Here is a 16,208-nt window from a genome sequence, read left to right as displayed (position 1 = left end):
CCCCCCCCCCCCCCCCCCCCCCCTCCCCCCCCCCCCCCCCCCCCCCCCCCCCCCCCCCCGCCACCGGATCACCCGTCCGAACCCAACTTCCCGAGGAGACACACATGTCCGGGCAGATCCTGGTCAACTTCCAGACCATCTCCCAGGCCGCGAGCGATGTGCGTACGACGGCCAACAACATCAGGCGCCAGCTGGACGATCTCGAGGCCGGCGTGAAGAAGATCGCGGCCTCGTGGGACGGCTCCGCGCAGGAGGCCTACCAGGCCAAGCAGATCGAGTGGGACAAGCGCGCCGCGTCCATGCACCAGACGCTCGAGGCCATCGCCCGCGCCCTCGACACGGCCGCGCAGAACTACCAGGCCACCGAGACCAAGAACCAGCAGATCTGGGGCTGATCGCGCCACCTGGCCGCGGAGCACCTGATGAGGGCGGGCGCGTACGGACACCGTACGTTCCCGCCCTCACCGGCGGTTTGACCACGGACCGCACACAACGGGAGGACGGGGACAAGTGGGATCGCACGCCGTGAGGCGCACCGCCGCAACCGCCGCCGCAGCGGCGCTCGCCGCCTTCGGCCTGACGAGCTCCGGCGTCGCCCCGGCGTCGGCCGCCGACGACGTACGCACCGTCCTCGCGGACGACGGGAGCGGTGAGCGCTTCCAGATCGACGACACCCAGTGCTCGTTCCCCTCCGACGTGATCAAGGGGACGCCCTGGTCGCTGCAGCGCATCGTCCTGGACCAGCTGTGGAAGGACACGCAGGGCCTCGGCGTGGTCGTCGCCGTCATCGACACCGGAGTCGACAAGAGCAACCGGCAGCTCGCCACCGCGATCAAGTTCCCCGGCGGTCTGGATCTGATCGAAGGGGACAACAACGACGGCACCAAGGACCCGGTCGGCCACGGCACCAAGGTCGCCGGCATCATCGCCGCGCGGCCTTCGAAGGACACCGGTTTCGTCGGTATCGCCCCGCGATCCTCGATCCTCGCCATCCGCCAGAACGACAACCAGGGCGGCGGCACGGTCAGGACCATGGTCGAGGCGATCAAGCACGCCGCTGACGCGGGCGCCAAGGTCATCAACATCTCGCAGGACACCGCGACGGCGATGCCGCCCAACTCGGCACTGGAGCAGGCCGTCAGGTACGCCCAGGAACGCGATGCCCTGATCGTCGCCTCCGCGGGCAACGACGGCGCGAACGGCCAGGCCAAGCTGACCTATCCGGCTTCCTATGACGGCGTCCTCGCGGTCGGCGCCTCCGACCGCGACAACGCCCGCGCCAACTTCTCGCAGCCCGGCCCCTTCGTGGGCGTCGCGGCGCCCGGCGTCGACATGGTCTCCACCGTCCCCTTCGGAGGCCACTGCATCGACCAGGGCACGAGCTTCTCCGCGCCGTACGTCTCCGGTGTCGCCGCCCTCATCCGCGCCAAGCACCCCGACTGGACGTACCGCCAGGTCATCACCCAGATCGAGCAGACCGCGGATCGCAGCAAGCCGGGCCGTGACGATTTCGTCGGATGGGGTGTCATCGACCCCGTCGCGGCCGTCAACGACGACGCCGTCACCCCGAAGGACGCCCCGACACCGGATCCCGTCGTCAACAGCGGAGCCCGGGAGAAGATCGAGGCGGCGACCGTCATCCTCGGTGAGAGCCCCCGGGAACGCACCGAGCGCTATGCCGTCTACACGGTGGGCGGCGCGGCCGGCGCCGTCGCGCTGCTGGTGGGCGGGGGTGTGGTGCTGGGCGACTGGCGCCGCAAGCGTGGGATCAACACATGAGTAGGAACGGGGAAGCGACACGATGAGTGACCAGTACAAGGTCGATCTGAGTGAGCTTGAGAAGACGATCACCAAGCTCAACGCGGTGCTCAGCAGTATGGGGGGCGCCAAGTCCACCGCCGTCAACCAGACACACCTGCCGTCGGGTGCACTGGGATCGGGCTTCATCGAGGCTGATGAGATGGCGAAAGCCCACGAAGCCATAAAGACGGCCCTCGAGGAAATGATCGCTGACGTGCACGAGGTCATGGACCGGTTCGGCCAGAACACGAAGAAGGCGCACGGCCATTACTCAAACGCCGAGTACGACATCCAGGCCGGCATGACAGGTGGCTGAGCTGTGCTCATCCCGAACACCGAAGGATCCACGAGGGGGTTGTGAAGCATGAGTGACGGACGGTCCTACGAGTACCGCGAGGCGGAGAACATGTGCTTCGCCGGCGAGGTGAAAACGCCCTTTGCCACGGGCAGGAACATGGACCAGATGAAGGCCATGCTCGCCAATGCCAACCCGGACACAGTGGAGGGCGTGGCGCACGCCTGGGGACGTGTCCGCGACATGCTCGTGACGGGCGACGAAAGCGTCAAAGCCGTCTTCGACAAGACCGTTGACCACATCCTCCAGCACTGGGAGGGGGCCGCCGCAGAGGGCTTCGCGACGAAGGCCAGGAAGATCAGTACCAAGATCGACCGCACGGCGACCTACGCGGACCGTACCTCCATTGCCATGCAGAACGCCGCGAATGTGCTGCGGCCTGTCAAGGCGGAGGTCGACAGCATGGAGAAGCCCAGCAGGCTGTCGAGCATGGGTGACGCGATCACGGAAGGTTTCGACCGCAGCGAGGACTGGCAGAAGGACATCCAGCACAACCGAGGTGCACAGAACGCCCTCGACAACAACGAGGGCAGCCTCTCGGCGGGCAAGGAAGCGCAGTTGCGGATGGCGGCCAGGATGGAGACGCTCGCCCTCACCTACACCTCGCAGGCCGCAAGCATCGGCAGATGGGGGTGGCGCGTCGACGATCCGGAGGACTATCCCCCGGCGCCCATCGGCGAACCTCCGGTACCCATCGTCGTGCCCACTGTCCAGTCCCGCTCCGTCAGCCGTCCCGAGCCGACTACCCAGGCGCGTGTGACGCGGAGCACTGGCACGACTGCCAAGCCCACCGCGAACGTGACCTCGCCCCGCGACACGGGCATCACCGGCGGCGTCGCCCAACCGACCACCCATACGCAACCTCAGGTCGGTACGGCGATCGACGGGATCTCGCCATCCCCTGGCACGACGACGGGTGCCGGTGGTGGGACGACCGGGACTGGTGGCGGGGTGGGCGCCGGAGGCACCACGGGAGGCGGTGCTGGTGGCGTGACCGGCGGCGGCTTTACCGGGGGCGGTATGGCGGGCGCTGTCTCCGGCGTTCGGGGCGGTGCGGGGGGCCGCGCGGGATCTGCCGCGGGTACCGGGCGCGCTGCTGCCGCCGGTCGTGGTGGTGCGCCCGGTGTCATCGGCACGGGTCAGGGTGCGACAGCCGCTGGTCGTGGCGGTACGCCCGGCAAGGGCGCGGGTGTTGTCGGGCCTGGCGGTATGCCAGGCGCCGGTGGCATGGGTGCTGCCGGAGGCAGGGGCGGCGCGGCCGCCGGCCGCGGTGGCGGCCTCGCCCGACGTGGTGGCGGCGTTGTAGGTGCCGCTCAGGGCACAGGTGCGGGCTCCCGGGGTACGCCGGGTGGTTCAGGTTTGCACCGGAGCCGGGGCGCGTCGGGGGCCGGTGGCGGCAGCAGCGCCGGCAGGGGGACGAACGGAATGATTGGGCGCGGCCAGACGGAGCGAGCGCAAGAGGAAGAGCGGCCCGAAGGTGAGCGCCCCGACTACCTGGTCGAGGACGAGGAAACCTGGACGCCCGAGCGCAACAACGCGCCGCGAGTCATCGAGTAGCCGACTGATCGGCAGATGGATGGAGAAGGCGGGGGACCGGCAAGCCGTCCTCCGCTGCCCGAGGAAGGACACGGATGGGCTTCACACGAACGCTGCGGTCGGTCAGCGGGGCCGTACTCGCTGGCGCCTTGGTGCTCGCCGCTGCGCCTGCGGCCGTTGCGGACCAGGTGAGAGATGATCAGTGGCCGCTCAAGGCGTTCGACGCCGAAGCCATCTGGAAGATCTCCACGGGCAAGGGGATCACCGTCGCCGTCATCGACGAGGGTGTCGACTCCGATCACGTGGACCTCAGGGGCAACGTGATCCAGGGCAAGGACTTCATCGACGATGACGCGTCCTCCCTGCCGGAGAACGGAGACGCGCACGGTACCGCGATGGCATCGATCATCGCCGGGCGCGGACATGGATCCGGCAACGCCAGCGGGGTGAGGGGTCTCGCTCCGGACGCCAAGATTCTTGCCATTCGTGACACCGGCGAAGCCCTGCAGGGCTTTGGGCCGTCCATCCGTTATGCCGTTGACCACGGGGCTTCGGTCATCAACATCTCGCAGCAGATCTCGAGTCGCTCGACCGCGGAGGAGGAAGCGGTTGCCTACGCCTTGAAGAAGGACGTCCTGGTCGTGGTGGGGACGGGGAACAACGGACGAGGGCGGGAGGCGTGGATGTATCCCGCCAGTGACTCCGGCGTGCTGCCAGTCGGCGCAGTCAACAACGCCGGAGAGATCTGGGAGAAATCCAACTTCGGGCAGGGCATCCTCCTGACGGCGCCGGGGACGCACATCGTGTCCGCGGGAGGGGGCACCGCGTCGTTCCCATACCGATCCGCCAACGGAACCTCCGACGCCACCGCCTATGTATCCGCTGCCGCGGCCCTGCTCCGCTCGAAGTTCCCGGACCTCACCGCAGGGCAGATCGTCAACCGGCTGACGGAGACCGCCGGTCTGCCGGCTTCCGCCAAGGGCCTCGCCCTCCCGGACGAGCGGTATGGATACGGATTCATCCAGCCGCTCGCCGCGCTCACCCGGGAGATCCCCGCCGGGCCCGAGTACGGCCCGCTCGAGGTGCCGGCGTCGCTGCGAGGCAGCCAGGACGCCACGGACGCGCCCAACGCCATCGGCGGCGGCATGAGCGACGACGAACAGGCCGCTGCCGACCGCAAGCAGGTCATCGCGCTCAGCGCGATGGGCCTGGTGGGTCTGCTGGTGCTGGCGCTGGTCGTCTTGCTGATCGTGAAGCTGGCCCGCCGCGGCAAGGGCGGCGACCGCGGCGGCCCCGGGGGGACGGGTACGCCCGCGGGGTGGGGCGGCGGCGGACAACCGCAGTACGGCCAGCCGCCGCACCAGCAGCACCCAGGGCAGTCAGACAACCCCTACCAGCACCATCAGCACCACCAGCAGCACCCAGGACAGACGGGCAATCCCTACCAGCAGCAGCGGCAGGGCCCGGGACAGTAGTCGAACCAGTAGCCGGGATCCGGCTGTGACGGAGTCCTGGAGGTCCGGCGACGCCACCCGGCGTACCAGGCGGTGGGCCAGGCGGCTCTCGTGCGCGTCTCCCGCCATCGCGGGCGGGAGACGGATCATTTCTGAACGCAGACGGGGGAAGGTGATCGGCCATGGCCGGCTACTACAAGGTCGAGCTCGACGCGCTCGGGCGTCTGAGCACACAACTCGGCACCTGCGCGGACGACATGCGGTCCGCCATGAAGCAGCTGAAGGACATCGGCCCGCAGGGGGCGGGACTGGCCGAACTGGAGAAGGCCTGCGGCGACTTCCAGGATGCCTGGGGCTACGGGATCGGGCTCATCGCGGACGCGACGGGTGGGATCAGCGAGGGGCTCTCGGCCACGCACAAGGTGTACGCGACCCTGGAGCAGCAGATCGCCGACTCGTTCCAGGCGTCCGGCAAGGCAGGGAACGCCTGATGGGCGCGGACACCGATGTGGCCGGCGAGAACACCACGGCCTTCCGGTTCCAGGTCCAGCACGAGTTCCACGGGATACCGCTGGGCCTGGGGGTCGACGAGGATGTGTTCGACGCCCAGATGACGGATTTCGCGCGGGACTACTGGGGCGAGGCGGAGGAACTCGAACCGCTCCGGAGGCTGCTGAAGGCCATGTACGGGGCGAACGCCCGGCAGTTGGCGGCCGAGGGCGCCGTCTACCACGCCCTTGGCGTCTTCCCGATCGGCGGCACCGCGGACGGTGCCGAGGCGCCTGAGCGCGTGAGCCGCTGCACTCTCGTCATGAGTGTTCGCGACCTCGAGGTAACCGACCCCGGGCTCGCCGCGGCGGGCATCGCGGAATGGCTCGGCCGGACGTCCGTCGGCGGCGAGGCGCATCTGATCACCCTTCCCGCCGGACCGGCGGTCGTCCACGTCAGCGGCTCACGCGCGGTGTGGGAACAGGAACGCGGCGAAGAGGAGCGCTTCTTCGTCCGGATCGAGGTGTGGATACCGTTCCCGGACCAGGACAGAGTGCTGCTGCTCAGCCTGAGCACGCCTGATGTACAGGACCTCTTCATGTACCAGGCCGTTCTGGCGGACGTCGCGGACACCATCGCGTTCGGCTCCACCGAGGCGGCCCATGAGGCGGGCGAACCGGCGGTGAACGCACCCGCACCACACCCCCGCACCTTCGGCTGACCGCTTCGAGGAGGAGGTATCCGTCGTGGCCATCACATATGAAGCTCTCGGATTCGACCCTGCGCCCGGCATGCCCGCTTCCGTCGAGAGGCTGGTCACCACCTTGAGCAAGGTGGGCAACCAACTGCACCAGGCGCACACCACACTGACCGGGCTGGGCAAGAGCGACGGCATCTGGGAGGGGGACGCCGCAGCGGGGTTCTCCCGCAAGGTCGCCGAGCTGCCGAAATACCTGAACGACGGGTACGGCTCGCTGCTCGATGCCGCTCACACCCTCCACCGGTGGCAGTCGCAGCTGACGGACTTCCAGGATCTCGCCGCCCGCTACGAGGCCGAGGCGAAGGAAGCGCGCCGGGTCCTGAAGGAGGCGCAGGCCAACCCCGACCTCGCGCTCGCCGGTCGCGTCTTCGACACGGACCAGGCCCTGCGGGACGCCCAGCAGCGCCTGGACCACGCTGTCAGACAGGTCGACAACGCCACCGAAGGGCTGAACGCCGTCATCGCGAAGGCCCAGCATCTGCTGGCGGAGCACGAGCAGGAGGCGCGCTCGGCCGCGGCGGCGATCCGCCGGGCCGCCGAGCGGGCACCGGACGAGCCGGGCCTCCTCGACCGTTTCATGGACGCCCTCAAGGGTCTGGGCGACCGTGTCAAGGAACTCGCCGGCGACGTCGGGGAGTGGATGAAGGCCAACGCCGACACCCTTTACAAGATCGGTGACTGGCTCGGCTACGCCAGCGCCGCCTGCGACGTCCTGGCCATCCTGCTCGCGGAGACCGTCGTCGGGGCCGTCGTCTTCGAGGCCATCGGCCTGGTGCTGAACGGCGGAGCGCTGGCCTTCCACGCCGCCGGCTGGGCAGCCGGCTCCAAGAAGGGATCGTGGCTCGACATAGGGCTGGACGTGGCCGGGTTCATTCCGTTCGGTGATTTCCTGCGGGGCGGGAAGGTGATCAAGGGCGCGTTCACGGGGGTGAAGATCCCCACCAACATGCTGGAGATGGGCGCCAAAGCCGCCGACGCCTTCAAGCGGGCGGACGACATCGTCGCGGCCGTCGGCGGCACGGCCCGGAACTTCGTCGCCGACGAGGGCATGCGCTCTTTGGGGGTCGTCGGCGCCAAGGTCGACGCCGTGAAGATCACGGCAGAGACCTTCGGCGAGCGGCTGAAAGTGGCCGTGGCCAAGGAGTTCGGCGACGCCAACCTGTACCGCGCGGCAGGTGGAAAGCTCGGCAGCGCCTTGGACCAGGTCGTGCCGAAGCTCGTCGAGCACACTCCTCTCGGGCGCATTCCCGCGATCGCCGACTCGGTGAAACCGATCGTCGACGACGCGGGGGAGGTGGTCCGCCAGTATGTCGATCCGCGGTCGTGGACCGCTCGCGGGTACGAGGCCGTCGTAGGCGCGAACAACTTGTACAAAGAGGGTGTGCGCCTGGTGTCCGAGGACGTCCAGTACGCGTCGGAGAAGGTGCGCGAGTCGATGGACCGTGCACGCGAGACGGCGGGCAGGGTGCTGGACGACGTTTCCCGCGTCAATCCCTTCGGTTAGTGTCGAGCAGGCAGGCTGGTCTGATGAGCATGGTGTACGCCGATCCGCGCATGGCGTCGCGGCCCGCGAAGTCGGCGGGGGTCCTGTGGTTGCGGTACACGATCCAGTGGCTGTGGTTCCCCCTTCTCATGGCGCTGTGGGCGCTGCCCTATGTCGTCGTGCTGGTCGTCTACTTCGTGGTGCTGTTCCCCCTGGCGTTCGTGTGGGGCCTCGACGTGCCGGGTCCGCCGGGCAGCGGCAGGCGCTGGCGCCTGCGCCGCCGGATGTGGCTCAACCGCAAGCGGCTGCGGCGTGAGCGCTCGGCCGACACGGCTGGGCTGGAGGACCAGTTCCGTGCCCTGTTCGACGGGCGGACGCCCGTCCTCGAGGGGAGGCAGAGCAGCGGGACGACGTGGCGGCACCGGGACGGCCGCGTGGAGGTGGACGACAGCTACTTCCGGCACATGGGGGCGGGCCGCGCTCTGCAGATCGCGGCGGAACACGGCTGGACCGCCGACCAGGACGGGCTGCGCGACCTGCCCGTGTGGCTGGTCCTGCGCCGTGCGGCGGACCCCACGGCGCACAGCGCCCACGGACGGGACGAGGTACGCGGGTGAGCCGGGGCCGGGACGACGCGTACATGCTAATCGCGCCATGACGATACCGAATCTGGCCGGCCCGGCGACGTGGCGTCCCGGCGCACCCCACCATCGATGCGACGGCACCTGTGAACCGTCTATCCCACCCGCGCTCCGGCCGCGCGGGCGCGTTCCCTGGCCTCCGGGCTGACGCCCTGCCTGCGGGCCGACATGCGGTCGTCGACAGCCTCACGCTGGGCACAGCGGATCAGCCGGGCCGGACCCGGCGCGGCGACGGCACCGATGAAGCGCGGGTCACCGGCGAACCACACCTCGGTCACACCGCCGGCTCTGACGCCGCGGACCCAGAACGTCCGGCCGCCGCCCAGGTACCCGCCGTGACGAAGCGCGACCGTCTTCCCGGAACGCTCCGGATCCGGGAACACGAAGCGCGTCCCGCCGGTCTTCACCGGCTCGGCGACGGAGCCGGGGTGCACCTGCCACGGGTAGTGCCGCAGGACCCGGCGCAGCCCCGGCAGCGGCAGGACGCCACCGACGGCCAGGATGGCGTAGTAGAGGACGACGAAGAACACCGGCATCCAGATCACCAGCGTCCACACCGGGGTGAGCAGCACGGCGTACAGCCACGCGGGCAGCGCGGCCAGCCACACCAGCAGCGTGACAGACCGGAACAGCACCGTGCGCACCCACGCCCTGCGCGTCGGCGGGTGCTCCCAGGCGGTCTTGAACTGCGCGGCACCGGTCGCCCGCATCGATGGAACCTCCTTCCGGTTTCCAGGTCAGCCGAAGACGGACCGTACCGAGGCAGCCACCTCGGACTCGGGGATCCGCGCACGCATGCTCGCGGGCAGCGGATTGTCGAAGCTCACCATACGGGCGGCCGCGCCGAGGATGTCCCGGTAGTGCCCGCGCTCCGCCGTGGCGGTCGTGCTGAGGGTGAGGACGGCGATATGCCGGCCGTCGGGGTGCGCGAGGTGGGCCGCCGCCTGGTACACCTCCCTGCTCTCCGCCCCCAGCGTGCCCTCGGTGAGGGCGGCCGGGCCGCAGGGCAGGTCCACGTACTCGACCACGTCGGCGTCACGCGCCGTCGCCGCCTTGGCGGCTCCCAGCACGGGCGGCATCCACGGTGTCTGACGCCACATGATGGTGAACACGGAGTGGACCAGGCTGCCGTCGGCCGCCTCGTGCACCCCCATCGAGCAGTGCACCGTGCCTTCGGCGCGCAGCAGTTCGCTGATCACCCGGGCCTCGCGCAGCTCCTCGACGAAGGCTTCGTGCCGCTCCTCCGGGATCAGTTCCAGCAGGGCGCCGATCGCTTCGATCAGCCGTACCGCCCGCTCGGTGTCGGGCTCGGCGAGTAGTGCGTCGTACGGGATCTCCACGAAGCCGGGCGGCAGCGCGAACCAGACCGCGCAGTCGTTCCGGAGCGCGGAGTCGTCGACCGCGTAGCCGAACTCCTCGGCCGCCATGGGCTGGTTCGTGCCGTCAGTGGGCATTGAGCAGCACCTTAAGGGTCTTGAGCGCCGTGCTCCCGTGAGCCGCGCCGTCGATGGTGCCGGCCCGGATGGCGTCCATGACGGTGGCGGTGTTCTCCACCGGGCTCTTCTTGATCTCGTCGAAGATGTTCTTGGCGGTGCCGTAGGCCGCGGTGGCCGTACCGGCGCTCGCGACGGCGACGTCGAGGACCCTGCCGGCACGCTCGGGATTCGTCGCGCCCTTGACCAGCAAGGTGGTGAGCGGATTCTCCGCGCCCGCGATGCGCTCGGCGGCCAACCAGGTCTTGCTGCCCGCGCTCGCCAGCCGCTCGGTCAGGGTGAGTGCCTCGGTGGCGGCACTCGCCGACCGCACGGCCCCGTTGATGCCGCGTGACACCGCGCCGACACCGGGGACCACGCCGAGGGTGTCGCCCACGACGCCCACCGCGTTGTTCCAGAAGTCGGCGTCGAACTCGCCCTTCGTGAAGCCGTCCTTGAGTGAGGCGCGGACCTTGGGGTCCGAGAGGCGGGAGATGAGCGTGGCGGCACTGGCCGCGGCGGCCACCAGCAGGAGGGCGACCCCGATCGGGCCCGTCAGGAGCAGGGCCAGCAGGCCCGCCACCGCGGCGATGGTGCCGAGGACGTCGGTCAGGTTGTCGCCGAGCCAGTCCATGGCCTTGCTGAACCAGCCAGGCTCCTCAGGTGCCAGCTTGTCCGTGGCGTCGCTCATAATACGGGCGTTGGCGCGGGCGGTGGTGGAGTGTTCCTCCGCCAGGTCGCGGGCGCGCTTGAGCACGGCGTCCAGGTTGCCCTGGGCGTCGTTGACCGCGGTGGTCGCGGCGCTGAGCCTCTGCGTGGCCCGGTCCAGCCGGGACTGAGCGTTCTGCAGTTCCGCGTCCGTGGCGAAGGTCTGTCCCGCGAGCTTGAGGTCGGGATCGGCCTGTGCGCTGCGTTCCCGCGCCTTGGCGGCCTCCAGCTTCTGCTGCGCCGTCCCGGCCTCCTCGTCGAGGGTATGGGCCCGGTCCTGATAGCCGCCGAGGTCCGTCTCCCATCCGCCCAGTGCCGCCGCGGCCTTGAGGAGGGAGGTGTGGGCCTTGCGCAGGTTGTCCGGGAGCGCGCCGTCGAGTTCCTCGCGGAAGGCGACGGCCGCGTCGCCCTCCCAGGACGTACCCGCACGGAGCCGTTCGACGAGCCGGTATGCCTGGTCCAGCTTCTCGGCGGAGGAGGTCAGCCGCGTGCGCAGCGCGTTGACGGTGGCGACGGTTCCCGGAGTGGGGTCGAAGCCCAGGTGCGGGTAACTGCGCGTCATTTCCCGCCCCCTTGTGAACCCGCCTTCTGGAACGCATCCCGCAGGGCGTTCTCCACATCTTCGTAGTTGGCCTTGGTCTGGCCGACGGCCTCACCGAGCTTCTTGGCCTGCTCGGCTATCTGCTCCGACCCGTGGCTCCAGTGCTTCTGGAAGCTGTCGCAGGCCTCGTCCAGCTCCTTGGTGCCCATGCCACCCGACGTGGTGTTCTTCATCTGCTTGCGCACCTCGTCCAAGGAGGCGTGCGCCTCCTTGAGGGTTCGCATGAATTGCCCCAATTCCCCTGTGTCCACCGAGAATTTGTCCCCCATGGCAACCCTTCTGCGATGCTCTGTCGATGATGTGTCCACCACAGAGCCTAGCCAGGCCCGGCCTCCGGCCCCACCGGGCGATTGTGATGGTCCGGTGCAGGAGCTGTGGCGATCTCGTTCCCGCCGCGTGCCCGCCGGGGACCCGGCTCCGCCCGCCCGCCCGTCCGGCGCCGCCCGTCCGGCAGGACGTCCTCCTCGACGCCGGGCCGGTCCTGGGCTGCGCCGCGGTGGAAGGCGGCGGGGACCGGCCGGACGTCCCTCGGCGAGGTCGAGGGCGCGCCGGGCCTCCGGCCGGCCCGTGGCGGCCCACCACTGCCGGCGGCCTCACCGGGGGCCAGGACCATCGCGTTGACCGGTATGAGCAGCACGAGCCGGTCCCACCGGAGGCGCGCAGGCCAGAGGCGCGCTGAACCCGGCTCACGGCTGGGAGGCCGACACCAGCGGCGCGCGGCCGCCCGCGTCGGCGTACTCCCGACAGCCCCGCGCAGTGGTCCCCTCAGGGGCGGCCCACCGCGACCGCGGCGTGGCCGCGGCGCCGCAGCTCCGGCACGTGAGGCGCCGGCCTCCGCCGTGGCACAGTGCTCCTTAGAGACGCCGGGCTGGCGGTAGACGACCTCGGTCGCCGTGGTCGGTGAAGGTGGCGTCCATGACGACCTCGGGCGCGCCGGAGACCTCCATCGTCCACATCAGCCGCTTGTACGCCTCGACCTCCTGGTACACCCCGCTCAGCGGCATCTCGCCGTGCGGCTGGTGATGGTCGCGCGCCAGGCGCCACCGGGGCGCACGTCGCTGGAGACGGTCGGCAGCGGGGCGCCGAACCACTGGGCGAAGTAACTCCGGCTCGGTCCAAACCTTCCACACCTCCGCGAGCGGGGCGTCGAAGACCCGGGTGATGCTGATGTCGTTCATGGTGTCGCCTTCCCAGGGGGTGGGCCGTGCCCCTGGGGAACGACTCCATAGACAGGGTCGGGCGGCCCGGGAGAACTCATCGGTGCCCCGGTAACAGGTCCGTGGGGGAGCGGAGCGTGAGGCGTGGGATGGCGGCGGGGCGGGCAGACGGCCCGTGGACCGGGGGCGGCCGGGCACTGCCGTGGTCCGCCCCATCGCGCGCAGGTCCAACACGCGCGCCTACCTGGCGACATGGCAGTTTCCGTCGCATGGACGCAGATTCAGTCAAGATCCATCGTTTCCCGGATGTTTCCATGTCGTAAATGGCCAGGTCGGCGAGGCGATTCGGCTCCGTCGTCGACCGGCGGTAATCGGCCGCCGGATCTTCGCACTACTGACAGGGTGAGTTCCTACTGCAACCATCCTTCCGCCATGACCCCCTGGGAAGCCCGGTGATCCCTCGGCTTCCCCCGGTTGGACGGCCGTCGGCGATCGCCTGGCGGCCGAACGGAAGGAAAGTCAGCAGTGCGTAACTCCCTCAGCGGGCGATCGGCCTCTGGCAGACGCCGGTCCCTGTCACTGCTCGCCGCGGCAGTGGCGGTCGCCACTCTCGCCGGCGCCGCGTCGTCCTCCGCGGCGGGCGCCGCCTCTCCCGAGGCCGCGTCCGCGCGGCACGCAACAGGAGCGCTCCCTCAGATCAAGGCGACGCCCAGGGCGGGCGCCGCAGCCGTGGCCCTCTCGCCGGAACAGCGCCGCAAGCTGCTCGACAAGGCAGCCGAGAGCGCCGCGGACACGGCTCGCGAGCTGGGGCTCGGCGCCCAGGAGGCGCTGGTTCCCCGCGACGTCGTCAAGGACGCCGACGGAACGGTTCACCTCCGCTACGAGCGGACGTACGCCGGACTGCCCGTCCTCGGCGGCGACCTGGTCGTGCACCGGCGGGATGCGAAGCCGTCCGTCACCTACGCCTCGAAGGCGAAGCTGTCCCTGCCGACGACCAAGGCCGAGGTTCCGGCGGCGACCGCCAGGAAGTCGTCCCTCAGCACGGCCGCGACCGAGGGCACCGACGAGGCGGCGGTCGACGCGGCCCCGCGCCTGGTCGTCTGGAACAAGGGCGAGAAGCCGACGCTGGCCTGGGAGTCGGTCGTCACCGGCGTGCAGGAGGACGGGTCTCCGAGCGAGCTGCACGTCGTGACCGACGCGGCGACCGGCGACGTCCTGGAGACCGCCGAGCAGGTGGAATCCGCCACGGGCAACAGCCAGCACAGCGGGCAGGTCACGATCGGCTCCACCCGCCAGGACGACGGCACCTTCGTGCTGACCGACCCGCAGACCGGACACCGGACGCTGGACGCGAGCGTGGACTCCCGGGGCGTTCCGTTCACCGACGACGACGACGTGTACGGTGACGGCACCGCGGCGGACCCGCAGACCGCGGCGGTGGACGCCGCCTATGGCGCGCAGACCACCTGGAACTTCTACCACGACCGCTTCGGCCGCAACGGCATAGCCAACGACGGCCGCAGCAGCTACTCGCGCGTGCACTACGAGCAGTCGCGAGGGGTCCCTCTCGCCAACGCCAACTGGCAGGACGGCTGCTTCTGCATGAGCTACGGCGACGGCGCGGACGGACAGCACCCGGTGACGTCGCTGGACATCGCCGCCCACGAGATGACGCACGGCGTCACCTCCACCACGGCCCGTCTCGGCGACTACGGGGAGTCCCCGGCGCTGAACGAGGCGATCAGCGACATGATGGCCGCCGCGGTCGAGTTCTTCGCCGACAGCAAGACCGACGTGCCCGACTACCTGGTGGCCGAGGAGAGCGACCTCCACGGCGACGGCAAGCCCATCCGCTACATGGACCGCCCCAGCAAGCTGGGTCCCCACCCGACCAACGGCGAGGTCCCCCTGGACTACTGGTCGCCGAGCGCGAAGTCGGCCGAGGCGCACATGGCGGCGGGCATCGGCGACCACTTCTTCTACCTGATGGCCGAGGGCAGCGGGCGCAAGACCATCAACGGCGTCGACTACGACAGCCCGACCTACGACGGCCAGCCGGTGGCCGGCATCGGGCTGCACAACGCCACCAACGTCGTGTACCGCGCGCTCACCGTCTACATGACCAGCACCACCGATTACCCGGGCGCGCGGACGGCCACGCTGCAGGCCGCGGCCGACCTCTTCGGCACCCAGAGCGACGCCTACGAGTCCGTCGCCAACGCCTGGGCGGGCGTCAACGTCGGGCCCCGCTTCGTCCAGCACATCGCCGTGGAGTCCCTGCCCACCGAGCCGGTGGCCCTGGGCCAGCCGGTCAGCCGGCAGATCACGGCGATCAGCACCCGTCCCGGCGCGCTGAGCTACTCGGCCGAGAAGCTGCCCAAGGGCCTGTCCATCGACCGCAGCGGTCTCATCACCGGCACGCCGAGCAAGGCCGGCACCTATGACACGGTCATCGACATCACCACCTCGGCGGCCGAGACCCGGTCGATCCCGGTGACCTGGACCGTGCTCGAGTCCGGTGGGCACTTCTTCGTCAACCCCACGACCTATGTGATCCCCCAGTGGGGCCAGGTGGAGTCGCCGCTGATCGTCAAGGGCAAGCCGGGCAAGGCGCCGCGCGAGCTCAAGGTCACGGTCGACCTCGACCACGGGTTCACCGGCGCCCAGGTGATCGACCTGATCGCCCCTGACGGCACCGTCATCCCGGTGAAGCCCTGGGTGTGGGAGCAGCTGCCCGAGCTCCACGAGACCTACACCGTCGACGCCTCGGCCGTCCCGGCGGTCGGCACCTGGAAGCTGCGTGTCATCGACGGCACGCCCGGCTTCTACGACCTGGACCCGGGTCACCTGCAGCGCTGGAGCCTGACCTTCTGACACTCCACGTTCCCGGCCGCGTCCTCGCGCGGTGATCGTGCCGCCGGGCTCCCTGGAGCCCGGCGGCACGGTCGTCACCGGCCGCCGTGCCGTCGGGCCTCAGCAGTACGACGCTCGGAGGTCCCTCCCGCCGGGCCTTCCGACAAAGCGGTCCCGGCCCGTCACAGAGGCTCCGGCCCGACCTGCGGGGGCTCCACGAAGAAGCTGTCGTGGCGGAGCAGGAACTCCCGGAACGCCGCACCCCCGCGCAGCGCCATCTCCCCCGCCCTTTCGACGTACTCCTCCCGGGGCGCGCCGGGTGCGAAGAGCAGCAGCATCGACGCCGGCTCGTCCGAGTCGTTCTGGAAGGCGTGCAGGCCCCCGGCCGGCACGTGGAGGAAGTCCCCGGAGCGGGCGGTGATCCAGCGCTCGCCGTCGAAGAGCTGCAGCGCCCCGGAGAGGACGAAGAAGGACTCCGAGATCGACCGGTGGAAGTGGGTGCTGGGGCCCGGGGAGCCCGGGGCCATGTCGACCCGGTACAGGCCGAAGCAGCCGCCCGTCGACGCGTGCGTGGCCAGGTAGTGGGTGCGGTTGCCCGAGGGCGCGATCACGTCCGCGGCGGTGTCGGCGGACCGGAACAGGGCGCTGACCTCGCCCTGCTCTCCGAGATAGCGGGGCTCGGGGTAGGACATGATCGTTCGTCGCCTCCTTCGGCAGCGGTCAGACAGACGGTGCCACATCCGACCGGCGACTGAGGCCAGCGCTCCGGGGAGCAGGGCCGAAAGGCCGACGAGACGTGTCCGGGGTGCCGGGGGCGGTCGCTTCGGGACCGCCTGACGCTGGACGTGGCGACGGCGCCGCGCCGGTGACACGATGGCATGAGCACATCCGTCACAACG

Annotated in this window: 16 protein-coding genes; 10 read left to right on the top strand and 6 right to left on the bottom strand. The window is 70.2% G+C overall.

Annotated elements, in window-relative coordinates; genetic code table 11:
• Positions 1-104 precede the first annotated feature (104 nt).
• The 9 genes from AC3ET4_RS24390 (at position 105) to AC3ET4_RS24350 (ending at position 8,494) form a co-directional block, all read left to right on the top strand.
• The gene (locus tag AC3ET4_RS24390; RefSeq protein ID WP_431952892.1) at positions 105-395 is read left to right on the top strand and encodes a WXG100 family type VII secretion target; all 291 of its coding nucleotides are present in this window, start codon (positions 105-107) and stop codon (positions 393-395) included.
• 130 nt (positions 396-525) lie between these two features.
• Positions 526-1,779 carry a type VII secretion-associated serine protease mycosin gene (mycP, locus tag AC3ET4_RS24385; protein ID WP_431952890.1) on the top strand — a complete coding sequence of 418 codons (1,254 nt, stop codon included), beginning with the start codon at positions 526-528 and terminating at the stop codon, positions 1,777-1,779.
• Between the two features lie 22 nt (positions 1,780-1,801).
• Positions 1,802-2,116: a hypothetical protein gene (locus AC3ET4_RS24380; protein WP_431952888.1), complete on the top strand. Its 315-nt coding sequence runs from the start codon at positions 1,802-1,804 to the stop codon at positions 2,114-2,116.
• A gap of 48 nt (positions 2,117-2,164) precedes the next feature.
• Complete coding sequence (locus AC3ET4_RS24375) at positions 2,165-3,712, top strand: hypothetical protein (RefSeq protein WP_431952886.1); 1,548 nt, start codon at positions 2,165-2,167, stop codon at positions 3,710-3,712.
• Between the two features lie 74 nt (positions 3,713-3,786).
• Entirely contained in the window at positions 3,787-5,166 is a 1,380-nt protein-coding gene (locus tag AC3ET4_RS24370; protein ID WP_431952884.1) for a S8 family serine peptidase, read from the top strand.
• 161 nt (positions 5,167-5,327) lie between these two features.
• Positions 5,328-5,636, top strand: a complete 309-nt coding sequence (locus AC3ET4_RS24365; RefSeq protein WP_431952882.1) for a DUF6317 family protein — start codon at positions 5,328-5,330, stop codon at positions 5,634-5,636.
• Complete coding sequence (locus tag AC3ET4_RS24360; RefSeq protein ID WP_431952880.1) at positions 5,636-6,355, top strand: hypothetical protein; 720 nt, start codon at positions 5,636-5,638, stop codon at positions 6,353-6,355. The genes AC3ET4_RS24365 and AC3ET4_RS24360 overlap by 1 nt, the downstream gene beginning before the upstream one ends.
• A gap of 25 nt (positions 6,356-6,380) precedes the next feature.
• Entirely contained in the window at positions 6,381-7,898 is a 1,518-nt protein-coding gene (locus AC3ET4_RS24355) for a putative T7SS-secreted protein (RefSeq protein ID WP_431952879.1), read from the top strand.
• 23 nt (positions 7,899-7,921) lie between these two features.
• Positions 7,922-8,494 (top strand): hypothetical protein, encoded by a 573-nt coding sequence (locus tag AC3ET4_RS24350; RefSeq protein ID WP_431952877.1) that lies wholly within the window; start codon positions 7,922-7,924, stop codon positions 8,492-8,494.
• 119 nt (positions 8,495-8,613) lie between these two features.
• Here AC3ET4_RS24350 and AC3ET4_RS24345 read toward each other — a convergent pair whose 3' ends face one another.
• The 5 genes from AC3ET4_RS24345 to AC3ET4_RS24325 form a co-directional block, all read right to left on the bottom strand.
• Entirely contained in the window at positions 8,614-9,228 is a 615-nt protein-coding gene (locus tag AC3ET4_RS24345) for a hypothetical protein (RefSeq protein ID WP_431952875.1), read from the bottom strand.
• Positions 9,229-9,255: 27 nt separating this feature from the next.
• Entirely contained in the window at positions 9,256-9,972 is a 717-nt protein-coding gene (locus AC3ET4_RS24340) for a hypothetical protein (protein ID WP_431952873.1), read from the bottom strand.
• Positions 9,962-11,260: a hypothetical protein gene (locus AC3ET4_RS24335; RefSeq protein ID WP_431952871.1), complete on the bottom strand. Its 1,299-nt coding sequence runs from the start codon at positions 11,258-11,260 to the stop codon at positions 9,962-9,964. Before AC3ET4_RS24335 ends, AC3ET4_RS24340 begins: the two co-directional genes overlap by 11 nt.
• The gene (locus tag AC3ET4_RS24330) at positions 11,257-11,568 is read right to left on the bottom strand and encodes a DUF6317 family protein (RefSeq protein WP_488175957.1); all 312 of its coding nucleotides are present in this window, start codon (positions 11,566-11,568) and stop codon (positions 11,257-11,259) included. Before AC3ET4_RS24330 ends, AC3ET4_RS24335 begins: the two co-directional genes overlap by 4 nt.
• Positions 11,569-12,153: 585 nt before the next feature.
• Entirely contained in the window at positions 12,154-12,477 is a 324-nt protein-coding gene (locus AC3ET4_RS24325) for an SRPBCC domain-containing protein (protein ID WP_431952867.1), read from the bottom strand.
• Positions 12,478-12,981: 504 nt separating this feature from the next.
• On the opposite strand from AC3ET4_RS24325, the gene AC3ET4_RS24320 reads away from it, so the two are divergent.
• Positions 12,982-15,330, top strand: coding sequence for a M4 family metallopeptidase (locus tag AC3ET4_RS24320; RefSeq protein WP_431952865.1), 2,349 nt, complete (start codon positions 12,982-12,984; stop codon positions 15,328-15,330).
• A 161-nt stretch (positions 15,331-15,491) separates the two neighbouring features.
• Here the strand turns inward: AC3ET4_RS24320 and AC3ET4_RS24315 are convergent, their stop codons facing one another.
• Positions 15,492-16,001 (bottom strand): cupin domain-containing protein, encoded by a 510-nt coding sequence (locus tag AC3ET4_RS24315; RefSeq protein ID WP_431952863.1) that lies wholly within the window; start codon positions 15,999-16,001, stop codon positions 15,492-15,494.
• Positions 16,002-16,208: the final 207 nt, after the last annotated feature.

It is taken from the genome of Actinacidiphila sp. bgisy167, assembly GCF_057707665.1.
Note: the sequence above shows the minus strand (reverse complement) of the source record. Positions and strands in the feature narration are given on the sequence as shown.